At 48.9% G+C, this 11,044-nt stretch carries 14 protein-coding genes; 3 read left to right on the top strand and 11 right to left on the bottom strand.

Annotation, left to right across the window (positions count from 1 at the left end; translation table 11 throughout):
* Window positions 1-167: 167 nt before the first annotated feature.
* The 8 genes from P8O70_03890 to P8O70_03855 form a co-directional block, all read right to left on the bottom strand.
* Window positions 168-509, bottom strand: coding sequence for a hypothetical protein (locus P8O70_03890; protein MDG2196023.1), 342 nt, complete (start codon window positions 507-509; stop codon window positions 168-170).
* Window positions 510-584: 75 nt separating this feature from the next.
* Entirely contained in the window at window positions 585-1,403 is an 819-nt protein-coding gene (locus P8O70_03885) for a hypothetical protein (protein MDG2196022.1), read from the bottom strand.
* A gap of 3 nt (window positions 1,404-1,406) precedes the next feature.
* Window positions 1,407-1,595, bottom strand: coding sequence for a hypothetical protein (locus P8O70_03880; GenBank protein ID MDG2196021.1), 189 nt, complete (start codon window positions 1,593-1,595; stop codon window positions 1,407-1,409).
* A 13-nt stretch (window positions 1,596-1,608) separates the two neighbouring features.
* Window positions 1,609-2,010, bottom strand: coding sequence for a DUF423 domain-containing protein (locus tag P8O70_03875; GenBank protein ID MDG2196020.1), 402 nt, complete (start codon window positions 2,008-2,010; stop codon window positions 1,609-1,611).
* Window positions 2,007-3,284: a hypothetical protein gene (locus P8O70_03870; GenBank protein MDG2196019.1), complete on the bottom strand. Its 1,278-nt coding sequence runs from the start codon at window positions 3,282-3,284 to the stop codon at window positions 2,007-2,009. The genes P8O70_03875 and P8O70_03870 overlap by 4 nt, the downstream gene beginning before the upstream one ends.
* Window positions 3,285-3,364: 80 nt before the next feature.
* Window positions 3,365-3,934: an LPS export ABC transporter periplasmic protein LptC gene (lptC, locus tag P8O70_03865; GenBank protein MDG2196018.1), complete on the bottom strand. Its 570-nt coding sequence runs from the start codon at window positions 3,932-3,934 to the stop codon at window positions 3,365-3,367.
* Window positions 3,935-3,954: 20 nt separating this feature from the next.
* On the bottom strand, window positions 3,955-4,434 hold the full coding sequence (locus tag P8O70_03860; protein MDG2196017.1) for a hypothetical protein: 480 nt from the start codon (window positions 4,432-4,434) through the stop codon (window positions 3,955-3,957).
* 11 nt (window positions 4,435-4,445) lie between these two features.
* Window positions 4,446-4,991 carry a hypothetical protein gene (locus P8O70_03855; GenBank protein MDG2196016.1) on the bottom strand — a complete coding sequence of 182 codons (546 nt, stop codon included), beginning with the start codon at window positions 4,989-4,991 and terminating at the stop codon, window positions 4,446-4,448.
* Between P8O70_03855 and P8O70_03850 the strand changes: the two genes are divergently transcribed.
* Window positions 4,982-5,608, top strand: coding sequence for a hypothetical protein (locus P8O70_03850; protein ID MDG2196015.1), 627 nt, complete (start codon window positions 4,982-4,984; stop codon window positions 5,606-5,608). The genes P8O70_03855 and P8O70_03850 overlap by 10 nt on opposite strands.
* Before the next feature lie 24 nt (window positions 5,609-5,632).
* Here the strand turns inward: P8O70_03850 and P8O70_03845 are convergent, their stop codons facing one another.
* Together P8O70_03845 and P8O70_03840 are read right to left on the bottom strand one after the other, a co-directional pair.
* Window positions 5,633-6,556, bottom strand: a complete 924-nt coding sequence (locus tag P8O70_03845; protein ID MDG2196014.1) for a glycosyltransferase family 2 protein — start codon at window positions 6,554-6,556, stop codon at window positions 5,633-5,635.
* A 21-nt stretch (window positions 6,557-6,577) separates the two neighbouring features.
* Complete coding sequence (locus tag P8O70_03840; GenBank protein ID MDG2196013.1) at window positions 6,578-7,294, bottom strand: DnaJ domain-containing protein; 717 nt, start codon at window positions 7,292-7,294, stop codon at window positions 6,578-6,580.
* Between the two features lie 26 nt (window positions 7,295-7,320).
* Between P8O70_03840 and P8O70_03835 the strand changes: the two genes are divergently transcribed.
* Together P8O70_03835 and P8O70_03830 are read left to right on the top strand one after the other, a co-directional pair.
* The gene (locus P8O70_03835) at window positions 7,321-7,926 is read left to right on the top strand and encodes a ribonuclease H-like domain-containing protein (GenBank protein ID MDG2196012.1); all 606 of its coding nucleotides are present in this window, start codon (window positions 7,321-7,323) and stop codon (window positions 7,924-7,926) included.
* Between the two features lie 33 nt (window positions 7,927-7,959).
* On the top strand, window positions 7,960-9,315 hold the full coding sequence (locus P8O70_03830) for a hypothetical protein (protein ID MDG2196011.1): 1,356 nt from the start codon (window positions 7,960-7,962) through the stop codon (window positions 9,313-9,315).
* A 176-nt stretch (window positions 9,316-9,491) separates the two neighbouring features.
* Here P8O70_03830 and P8O70_03825 read toward each other — a convergent pair.
* On the bottom strand, window positions 9,492-11,044 hold a 1,553-nt coding region (locus P8O70_03825; GenBank protein ID MDG2196010.1), incomplete at its 5' end, for a hypothetical protein.

Below are 11,044 nucleotides of genomic sequence, written 5' to 3'. Positions count from 1 at the left end.
CCGCTTCCAACTCATACCAAAGTCTGGGCCTTCCAGAGCGCGTCCCCCATCAGCAGAAACGCCAGTGCCCCGCCAGCGTAGCCCCAATTCCCGAGAAATTTTCTCTGTGATTTCAAAAATATGTGCTTCGATGCAAATCAAAGGGCTCGGTTGATCCCACAACACAATCAGTTCAGTTCTTCCAGTTGTAGCTGTGCTTCGGTTCCTCGAATTAGTAAGGCATTGTTCTGGCGATCTGGCAAGATCAACGGTTGGGGCTGAGTCTCTACAAAATCAGGGGCTTGCTGGAAAAATTCCCGCAGTTGGTCTTCTGTGCTGGGTAACGTACTCTGCTGTCCTTCTGCCGTAATCATCCGAGAACCCACAGACAGATAGCGCAGTGTAAAACGCCTGAATTCCTGTTTCAGTCTCATCAGCATGTTGGGGACTGCCACCTGTGGTACCAATGACTCTCCAGCCATTTGTTTTGCAGTAGCCTGCTCCAGTTTTTCAAGAGTGGCACTTAGCAATGTAATTCCTTCAGCTGGCCCTTCCATTCAGAGCGAAATTGGACGTTGGCCCACCTCCCAGAACACATTGACTTCCTATAGTACAGCTGGCCCAGAACGGAGACTTTCTAGCTGTTGCTTGAGAACATCATTAGGAAGCCATTCTAGTACCATCGCTGCAGTGGTTGGCAGCTGTTCTGTATCTGTGATTTCTTCTCTCGCAACTACAGGTTCTGTTGTACTGACACTCACATTTGGTCCTATAGACTCTGCCTCCTCCACTTGCCAGGTATGGTCAAATTGCTGTACCAACTGTTCAAGACGCCTCAGTTCGCTGAGCCGGCCTCTCAGCAACAGCAATCGAGGACTCGTGATGTCGACAGTGATTGAAGTGCGGGTACTAGGAGGAAGTTGCTCTAAAAAGTCAGCTGTAGCATCGGCTGGAGCCAGGGTAAGAGGAATCGCTAGCAGGTCCTCTGGCTCACGCGCCTGCCAACTGATCAGATGTGTGTCCTGATCGTAGTTCCATTCAGCATCATAGCGAGAAGCCAACTGTTCAAAGGCTTGGGCTACTGAATCAAATCGAAAATTTTCTGTAATCTTGAGGGTTGGCGGCAGAGATTCGGCATCATAGCGTAGGGGAACTTTGCCCCAATCTGCCAAGTTAACAAGGAGTTCTGACAATGGAATAGGGCTCGGAATTTTTCTACGGAATGGGCATTCCCACCAGACTTGACGGTCTGGTAGAATGATCCATTCGCGCTGCTTGCGAATCGCTGTTAAGCCTTGCTCCCGCAGGAGCAGTTCAAACAGTAGTTCTGGGTGGACAGCTTCGCGACGACCATCGGTTAGTTTTTCAGGGATCTCATCATAAATTCGTAGTGGCGGTGGAGAATCGACATATTCTTGAACCAACTGTCAGAGGGTTTCTTTCAAAGAAATTGAGCCTTCCAACACCAGTGGCTTTCCCTTGTATGGTTTCCAGCGGAGTTCCTGAGCAGCCAATAGGCTTGTATGTAGGAAAAGAAAGAATCCAACCAGCAACTGAGCATTATTTATAATCCGGCTCTTTTGTGGATGAATGCTGGAGAACCAGTGCAGGCACATAGGCATCCTCCATTTAGCGTTTTTTGGAAGAAGGCAAGCGTACGCAGGTCACCACCAGTGTCAACCATCCAAGAATCAAATTCACTCCACCAATTGGAGCCATAGCGGTCACCCCGCGCAAACCGGTTAAGCTGTAGGTAAAGAGACTTCCACAGAAAAGGAAGCTACCCACTATGAAAAAGATTCCCACATACAAAAATCCTCGCCGTTCCAAACGCTCCAAGAGCAAGCCTGTGAAGAGCAAGCCTCCTGCGTGATAGAAAAGATAGTTTGAGGCTAAGATAAAATTCGCAGTGCCATTGAACTCCTCTAATTGGCCACGCAGCATGTGAGATCCCATTGAACCACTCAGGACCGCAAGAACTCCAAACAATGCGCCAATGGCCAAGAGCCACTTGCTTGCTGGATGGTTCATCCCAGCCCTCCTTCACAAAATGGTTTTGCGATGCCCTCAAGCCATCGTTGTCCTGCCTCTGCGGTTGCTGGGGATAGTTGCTGAATTCTTCTCGTGTAAGTTCCTTCAGCATCCACCAACTCTTGGAGCAAACTCTCAGGAGCCAACTTTGGGGTAGAAGCATAGCTTTGTAATTGCTCTTTTCTTCGTGTCCAGTTCTGCAACCAAGCACGCTGATCTTTTAGCTTAACTTCTGGCAAAAGCCGCTCACTGTGTGATTGATTCTCTGTTACCAGTGCTGTCAACAGTTGCAATTGTGCAATTCGTTCTTCCAGGTTGCGTTGAACAATATACTGGCCTTGGCGATAGAGACTCTCTTGAAAAGCATCCCTCACCATCCGAACACGAACTTGATCGTACCAATGAAAAAGAGCAACCAATTCACCAAAGAATTGCAGTTGAGTTGACACAAGCCAACGTAAATTCGGGAAACAACGAGGATCATAGTTCTTGTGTCCAGACAAATGAGCAGTACCCAGATTCAGGCCCGAAGCTAACTGTCCAAAAAGACGCGCTCCTGCTGCTGAAAAAGACCCAAACTCTGCTAACAATGGGCCCAACAAACTACAATTTCCTCCAATAAAAAGACGCTCTGAACGCAGGAAAACACCTTCACAGACATTTCCCAGTAAGGAGGCTGTTGCCTTGTCACCTCGAATAGTAAAGTTGAAATGGATCGTCCCACTACCAACCTCACTGAATTGACCCGGTGGATCACCAGCTCCTCCAGCAAGCAGAACATCACAGAAGTTGATGTTGCTCCCTAGCGTCACCCACGGCATCAGCAGGGTCATCTTAGTGTCAGTATGTTGACCTGAGCAAGCACCTTCTTCGTAGAGGCTTCCCTTGCGAACTCGAAACCCGACACCTGTGGTTGGAGGTGCTCCGGAGTGTTCTCGTCCAAGAAAAACAGCTTCTTCTGCGACACCCATGCCGAGTATTGTTTGCGGCCCGACCCAGCTTTGCCGCAAGGAAACTGGCCCTTGAGCACCTACGATTGCGCCTGGGCCAACTACACTATTCTCTAAGACCACATAGCCTCCAGGGCCGATCTCGGCTCCTGCCAGTACTCGAGTGGACTGACCCTGCAGGCGAGTACCTGGGTGTAGCACAGCTCCTGACTCTAGTTGCTGAAGATCCACATCACGACGGATCACAGTCTGTTCCGGCAATAGAATCCGGACTTCCCGTTGTGCTAGCTGTTCAAGTTCCTTTGAACTATAGAAATCACTCATTACCTTCTTTAGCCTGCATCCCAGAATTACGAAAAAGCCTATCTTCCTGCCTCAAGTTCATCCTGAAACTGGAAAGTCAATCAACGCTGATAATGCACACCGTGGAGTTCAACCAATCCAGTCTGCAGTTCGTAGCGCAAATCTGCACCATCGACATCGCTACCCTGCCAGATCATTTGTACTTCTCCCGGCATCCGTAGTACTTCTGTCTGCAGATCGTATATAGCACGCTCTGCCTGCAAATATAGTTTGCCATCACGTTCTACCTCAACCTCACCACGAATTTCCACCAACTGCTGCCGCCAGTCGATCAAAGCTTCGTTGGCACGTACTAGCGTGTCTGTGAATGGTATCGTTTCAGGACTAGGATGCAGTCTTAATCGAGGTTGCTCCACATTCATGATCGAACTATCCTCGGCCATCAAAGCTCGAAGGCCCGTTAAGGTCCAACGTTTGAAATCTTTTCGATAATCCTGCAGAGTAATCTGCTCCAACTGCAGCACCTGACTCTCCGGCAAGGGCAGCAGTGGCAGTGATTCAGAGGTGGAGTTGGAGAGAGCAAAATACAAGGCAAGGGGCCCCAGCAGTAATAATAGCAAGGACTCTTGCCAGTGGGCCAGCAGTAGGGCTCGGACACGTGATCCGGTCATTGGAACTCAGCGTAAGCCTTTCAGAAACGCAACTGTAAGCCAGCCTGCCAGGACTGACCATCTTCTGAAGGAGCCACCCAGAAAGCTAAGGGATCAGTAGGTTGTTCGTTCTGTACTTGAGTCTGGGTATCGGTTGGTGGGCCAAAATTTGGCTTTGGCAGCACTGGCATCAGATTTTGGTTAAAACTGAAGCCATTGATGACCAGATAAAGCCCAAGACCATAGCCCATCAAACCCCCGATGGTCATACTTCCTGAAATTGCTTCGCGAAATGCTGCTCCAGAGAGAAAGTGATAGGATACTCCGATCGCAGCTCCCCAGAGAGAACCATAGAGAGTGTTCCAGAAGACCGACTGCATCACGGGGCCACGGCCACCATTTGCTCCATCCAAAAAGTTTTCAATGCCAGGGCCTTCTTGAGCCTGCTGAGCCCAGGCAACTGGCTGGGACAGGCAGGCAAGTAGCAAAAAGATTGCGATCACTCGGGTGCACTTGCTCATGGGAGGCCTCCTTAGAACTTCCAAGTCATGGGAATGGTCAGGCCAGTGTGGGCAACCGGGCTGGGCAATTGATCTCTCTTCGATTGTCCCAGCAGATCTTCAAGACCACTGGGCAGTGAATTGGTACCAGGCTCCACCAACGCATTCTGTAGTATGTAAAAACCGAACATGGAACCAAGAAGTGTACCGACAATTAGTCCATCTACTGTAGTATCACGCAGTGTCACATCTGGATTAAGTGGGTCCATGAACCAGACAAGAACTCCCAAGCCAACACCGGCCACTGTACCAGCCAAAGTATAGCCCAGTTCCTGTTGCATCAGCAGTGGACCTGTTTCCTGAGCCTGGATTTTTGGGGTTCCAAGGCTGAAGATCAATAGCAGCACCGCCGGCCAAAAACGTCGCATAAGCGTATCCATGTTCTCAATATTCTTCAAAAGGCTGGAGTTTTCCAGCAGAACCCGGTTGTGTCTGGTGCAGAGAGTGAATGGGTTTTGCATCCATTTCAAGGCAACATCTTCCAAACCCTGCTGTTCAGGAATCTGGCATGCGTTCACACCTTTCCATTTGGCTTTGCCTGCTGCTGCTTACGTTCAATCCCTGGTCAGCAATGGCCCAGCAAGACCCATTTGGTGAATTTCGATCTGCCGACGAAGAGGCATTTTTCGATGATCCCTATCAGGGCATGGCCAACGATCCGCTATTACAGCAGGATTTTGAGCTAGAGCCAACCATGGAAGATCCTCTTGCGACCGAGCCCGTTTCAGAAGGCGATCCTTTTGAAGAGCCTGTCCAGCAAGATGAACAATACCTCGATGAAAGCGCCTTCTCTGACGACTCCGAAAGCGCTTTACGCTTTGACTTACTAGCACAGCGGCAAATTGCCGACAGTGAGCGTCGCAATCTCGTTGGCAATGTTGCCTATGGCGCTGGAACAGGCCTGATGCTTGGGGGCTGGTTCACTTTTCTGCGTCCAGGAACCAGTCGTGAGCAGTTTCGTACGATTGGTACCAGCACCGTGGTTGGTGGCTTGATTGGAGCTCTGATTGGCTCTCGCTCTGTCTGGAATCCTGCAGCACCGCGGCCACAAGGAGTTCAAAATGAATTGCCTGTTGGGCCTGTTGCCTTGGTTGATCCTACTGGATTTCGCCTAGCCTACACGTGGACCTTCTAAGCAACACGTGCGCCAGAAACCAGCTCATTTGCGCTGTAGCAAACGCAGCACTTCACGGAAACGGGCATTGAGTGTATCGAGGATCGCACCAATGCCAATGCTACCAAAACAGAGGAGCATACAGCCCACCGCTAGAATCGCTGTTGGGACCTTGTTCACATAGCCATCCACCGCATAGTCAACAATCACTTCTCCGCCCGCAATCAGACCGATCAGGCCAAAAAATAAAGCCAATACCCCAAAAAACAAGATCGGCTTGTAGGATCTGGCGATACTGGCGATCTGATACAACACACGAAAGCCATCTCGAAAAGTATTCAGCTTGGAGAACGAACCTTCTGGGCGCTCTCGGTAGGGCACTGTTACTTCCTGAATCGTGTAACCATAATCCAGCACTCGAATCGTCATTTCTGTTTCCACTTCAAAACCGCTGGCCAATACCGGTAGATTCTGCACCAATTCTCGACTAAGGCCTCGGTAACCAGACATGATGTCTGCGAGATTACTGTTAAAGATCCCGTTGACCAAGCTACGAACCAAATTATTGCCAAAGACATGGAGTGGGCGGAAAGATTCTTCTTCATACTCGTTCAAGCGAGTAGCCACGGTCATGTCAGCTTCTCCATCCAGTAGCGGCTGCAGCAAAGCCTGCACATGTGCTGCAGAATATGTGTCGTCTCCATCCACCATCACATAGTAATCTGCCTCAACCTTACGGAACATTGAGGCGATTACGTAGCCTTTGCCACGCTTACGCTCTGGAATAACAACTGCCCCTTCCGCCTCAGCAAGTTCAGCTGTACGGTCCGTACTATTGTTGTCGAAGACGTAGATGGTAGCTCCCGGCAATTCCTTGTGAAAATCCTGAACCACCTTGCTGATCGTCACTTCTTCGTTAAGACAAGGAATCAGGACTGCGATTCGGGCAGCAGTCAGACTGGCGGACATTCTATCTCTCCATGTGGGATTTCAGGGACGGTACTTGCGCTTGAGGCGCTCCAATTCATCATGAACATCTGTTTCTGCTGTTTGACGACGAGGCTGCTTGCGATTCGTCCGCTGATAACGCTTAAGACGTTCCAATTCGGCTTCGATATCTGCCCGTGGATCATCATGGGCCTGAGTTTTTTCTTCTTTGGTTCTGCAGGTTTCCTCACCCGACCAAGATTGCTCTGTGCCTGAAGTAGAATGAGTAGAGGAGTTCTCTTCATGCCAGGCTTCCATCACTTCGCGATAGACCCGACGAGCCCAATCTAGCAGGAGTTCCAAGGGATCGGTTCGCTGAACACCAAATTGTTTGAGCAATCCTTCCACATCTTTCAGTAAATCTTCCAGCGACGTTTCAGCAAAATCCGTGAAATCCTCCCTTGGGTGCTCATAGGATCGCTTCCGAGTCTGTGAAGAACTTGTGTTTGTGGAGGCTTTTTGTTGTGTTTGGGAGTGTTTTGCCTGCTGAGTGGTTCTCCGCCACTGTAAGTCATAGGCTTGACGTTTTGCTGAATGACTCAGGGTCTCGTAGGCTTGAGTCAGTTGCACGAAGCGGCGTTGTGCTTCCCGCTGGTCTGCCTCGGATTTGTGTTGCTGCAAATCTGGATGATATTGCTTTGCGAGCCTTCGGAATGCCTTGCGAACCTCCTCGGTTGAAGCTGTCGGCGCCACCTGCAACAATTCGTAGTAATCAATCATTTGTGTCTTTCCTGCACTGGGGAACGATGGAACGGATCCTGTACTTTGACCTGGAAACGAAGCGCGCAGCCGAGGAAGTTGGCGGCTGGAATAATATTGAAGACATGGGAATGTCTGTCGGAGTGATCTGGGACAGCTTCGATGAACAACACCATGTCTACTTAGACTATCAAGCGCCACAACTATTGGAACACTGCCGCAAGGCTGATTTGATCGTGGGCTTTAACCACGTGGAATTCGACTACCGCGTCTTGGCCGGTGAATGTTCAGGCCAGCAGGAACAGCGGACAAGACTACGCACAGAACTAGCTGGCTTGCCCAATCTGGATATGCTGACTGAACTGAAGAAATTACTCGGGCATCGCCTAAAATTAGAATCACTCGCCCGACCGACACTGGGAGCCGGCAAATCAGCTGACGGATTGCAGGCACTCCAGTGGTATCGTGAAGACAAGTTAGATAAAATCATCGAATATTGTAAGGTCGATGTCGAGGTAACTCGTGATCTTCATCTCTACGCCTTGGAGCATGGCGAGTTGCTCTATGACTCACGGAGTGGAATCAAAACCGTATCTGTCACCTGGGGACAGCAGGCTCCCAAACGAGAGGTACAGCAGATGTCCTTGTTCTAACAATTAGGGAAGCAGTTGATTTCAAGAATTCTGATGGTCAGTGCCTTGGCAATACTGCTCTGGCCTCAATCACTGCTCTCCCTCAAACAAGAACAACTCTTCGACTATTCCCCCTCATATCACCTACCCGAACCAGACCCTTCTGGGAATTTTGGTTCACCCGTGCGTCCTTCTCGACCACTTTCCCTTGAACACTTTCAGCAACCTTCCGCCTACACTCCTGAACGCTTGTTAAACTTTGCTCGTCAGTCGAGTTCCTTCACTCCGAAATTACGACTAGATCAACCAACTACACCTGCTGTTGAACGCTTTACAAACTACTTACTTCTTCAGGAATCCCTAGCACGCTGGCACTATCATTGGGGGACCCAAGCTCTGCCAGGGCAACGAAGCCAGACCCAGTTACACCACTATTTTTTGAGTAGCTACTGGTTTCAAGAAAATCTACAGAGATTCCTTGCTCAGTCAGAATATGGATTCCCAGAGCTGGCACTAGTTCGGACGCTGAGTGCGATCCAAACTAGTGCTTTCTTTCTGGAGGTATCTTACCCAACCATCTTCTGTTTGTTCTTCAAAGAATCTCGATTGGACTACAAGGCTGTCAGCGCCAGTGGAGCAAGGGGTCTTGGTCAATTGACGGGCATTGCCATCAAGCAGATTGAATTACTACGTGAAGACACTGAAGAGCAAACTCGGCTGAACGCTGCATTACATCATTTGCAGCAACGCTATGCTGATCCCACTTGGCAGGGAGTTCTCAAAGAGTTAGGATACCAGGGAAAACTACCACAAAATCTCAGTTTGCCTCCAAAGATGGTAGTTCCTACCCGTTCAGCTAGTCTACTCCTTCCCGAAGTACAAAAACGATTACAGGAGGAACAACTGCCTTATGCCTCAAAGACTTCACAGATACGTCGTAGGCTGAACCGGCTTCGACAAGGTAGACCTCTGTCCCTTACATATGCTCCGATTCATGCTCACTATGTCGCAACCTTGGAGGAGAGCTATGCTGGAGAACCTGGGAATATCTTTCACATTGAGACCAACATTCTCCTTTCCACACTGCTATTCCGACACTACCTGCAGTCCGAATGGCGCTATGGTAAGTCCGTTTGGAAGCCTAAGCCCGAAGTGCAGCGGGTACTTGCCGTCGCAGCCTACAACCAAGGACAAAGCAGTGCCCGCAACCTCTTTCGTCTGTTACAAAAAGAAATTGGTAAAAAGCCGGAGGAGATCACACTCAAAGAGTTTATAGAACATCTGACACCCCAAAGAGTCCAACAGGCTCTAAAAGGCTCGAAGGCCCAAGCTCGTGAACTCGTTGATCATGCTCTCAATGTTGCGGAGTGTGCAGAGTCATCGATTACTCTACCCACAGAGGATTCCTGAAATGAATTCGCCCCTCTTTGCAGGTCAGCAGTGAGTTAGATTCGATGAGAAACTAAGGGAGTATTCTGGATACTTCGTAAGTCCATGACGCCAAATGTGAGCGAGCAGAGTAAAATTCCATCAAATCCGACAAACTGACTTGGTAGAATGATCAAAGGGAGTTCGAGAAACCCAGTTTATTCCGGAGTGGATTGGAGAGAGAAATTTGACTTCTGCTGGAGTTGGCTGGGATTGAGCAGAGCCAACATGGCGATTTCTTCAAAATTGAGCGGGGCTTCTGGTAAGAATCCAATCCGGAGAGTCTTTGGTTCCAAAACAAATTTTTCCAACTCACCGGCTATTTCCTCTGAGCCACTGAGGTTGTAGCGAGTTGCTGTGTTTTCAAACTGTTGACCGACCTGGCGAGCAATCGTGGCTTTTGAGAAACCAGACTCTGTGCTGAATTTGCCCATCGAGTACTCCAGAAAACCACGCTCATCGTATCTGGCCAACAACTTCACTACTCCGATCTTGGTCCACTTTTCTGAAAGGATGCTCTCCAACTCGCTGTCATCGTACTTCTCAAATTCAAAGATCTCGATTGGGACGTTAGAAAAATGACCCTCCAAGTGCAGGTCAGCCATCTTTTCTAATCCCACACCGATGCCCAGTTCGTAGTCCTGCTGCTCATGACTGCCCGTGATATCAAGGAAGAGGTTTATCCCGATTTCATCTGATTCTGTAAAATTACGGGCTTGTTCCGCAAAATCTTCTGGGAAATCACTGAGATTAATCACAATTCCCAAGATGTTCAGTTTTAGGTTTCGAACGTAGCGATGCCCATTTTCGGTTGTACCAAAGTCCAGTTGCTCGAGATCAATCTCCCGTACTTGCTTAGTTTCCTCATTTTCAGGCTGAACAAACAAATTACGAATCTGTAGTCCTTCAAACGTTCCACCCAGCAAGCGCTGAAGTAGGTCGATCTCATTCTCCAGCAAATTGACCAAGGGAATGTTCCGAGCTTCAGCGCTTTCGATACTTAGCTTTTCGATATTTTCAAAATTCTGCAGGTTGAGTTGCTTCATACTGAAGTTACTAGCCTGTTGATTACGAACCTGATCAATTGAGACGTCCTCAATGGTCAGGTCACCTTCTCCTTCCTTGACCTGAATTCCACCGAGCTTTAGTTGATTCAGGGTTAGTTGGTCTTCACTATCGACTTCAACTTCATCTATGTTTATAGAGGCAATGGCAATCTCACTTTCGCCATCTTTTGACCGAATCCCCTCAGCCTGGACACCAAAAACCTTACCTTCTCCAAGAGTTTCAACTTTCACAGAATCAACCGTCGTGGTTTGGCCATTTTTGGTGACGCTCACCTCATTCATTTCCACTTGCCGAATGGCGTCTCGCTTCAGCGTATTAAACAGATCTTTCAATGTTGCGTTCTTGGTAGTTTCTTCCAGTTGCTTGCGATCAATCTCCTGAATGGTTACTTGCTGGGCCTTGTAGATTTCCTCATTTTCTTTGTCACTCAAGATCACCTCGTTGAGTTGTACCTGTATCATTTCACCGGAGTACTCTTCCGTCTTGACCTCGGCAAGACCTATTTCAACGCGCACCTTGTCGTCCTCAAGCTTCAGGGTCTCGACCACAACCGACTTATCAAGGAGATTGACCTGAAAGTTCTTGTAATTCACTTCCACATTTTCAGGGACAGCATCCTTGAATTTTTGTTCAATCTGATTCG

It is taken from the genome of SAR324 cluster bacterium (assembly GCA_029245725.1).
Taxonomy (GTDB): domain Bacteria; phylum SAR324; class SAR324; order SAR324; family NAC60-12; genus JCVI-SCAAA005.
The sequence above is the reverse complement of the archived record's forward strand: the minus strand, read 5'-3'. Positions and strand labels throughout refer to the sequence as shown.

Coding starts and splice junctions, on each gene's coding strand:
- P8O70_03880 (MDG2196021.1), bottom strand. CDS start 1,595: ATGTGCCTGCACTGGTTCTCCAGCATTCATCCACAAAAGAGCCGGATT.
- P8O70_03875 (MDG2196020.1), bottom strand. CDS start 2,010: ATGAACCATCCAGCAAGCAAGTGGCTCTTGGCCATTGGCGCATTGTTT.
- P8O70_03870 (MDG2196019.1), bottom strand. CDS start 3,284: ATGAGTGATTTCTATAGTTCAAAGGAACTTGAACAGCTAGCACAACGG.
- lptC (MDG2196018.1), bottom strand. CDS start 3,934: ATGACCGGATCACGTGTCCGAGCCCTACTGCTGGCCCACTGGCAAGAG.
- P8O70_03860 (MDG2196017.1), bottom strand. CDS start 4,434: ATGAGCAAGTGCACCCGAGTGATCGCAATCTTTTTGCTACTTGCCTGC.
- P8O70_03850 (MDG2196015.1), top strand. CDS start 4,982: ATGCGTTCACACCTTTCCATTTGGCTTTGCCTGCTGCTGCTTACGTTC.
- P8O70_03845 (MDG2196014.1), bottom strand. CDS start 6,556: ATGTCCGCCAGTCTGACTGCTGCCCGAATCGCAGTCCTGATTCCTTGT.
- P8O70_03840 (MDG2196013.1), bottom strand. CDS start 7,294: ATGATTGATTACTACGAATTGTTGCAGGTGGCGCCGACAGCTTCAACC.
- P8O70_03835 (MDG2196012.1), top strand. CDS start 7,321: ATGGAACGGATCCTGTACTTTGACCTGGAAACGAAGCGCGCAGCCGAG.
- P8O70_03830 (MDG2196011.1), top strand. CDS start 7,960: ATGGTCAGTGCCTTGGCAATACTGCTCTGGCCTCAATCACTGCTCTCC.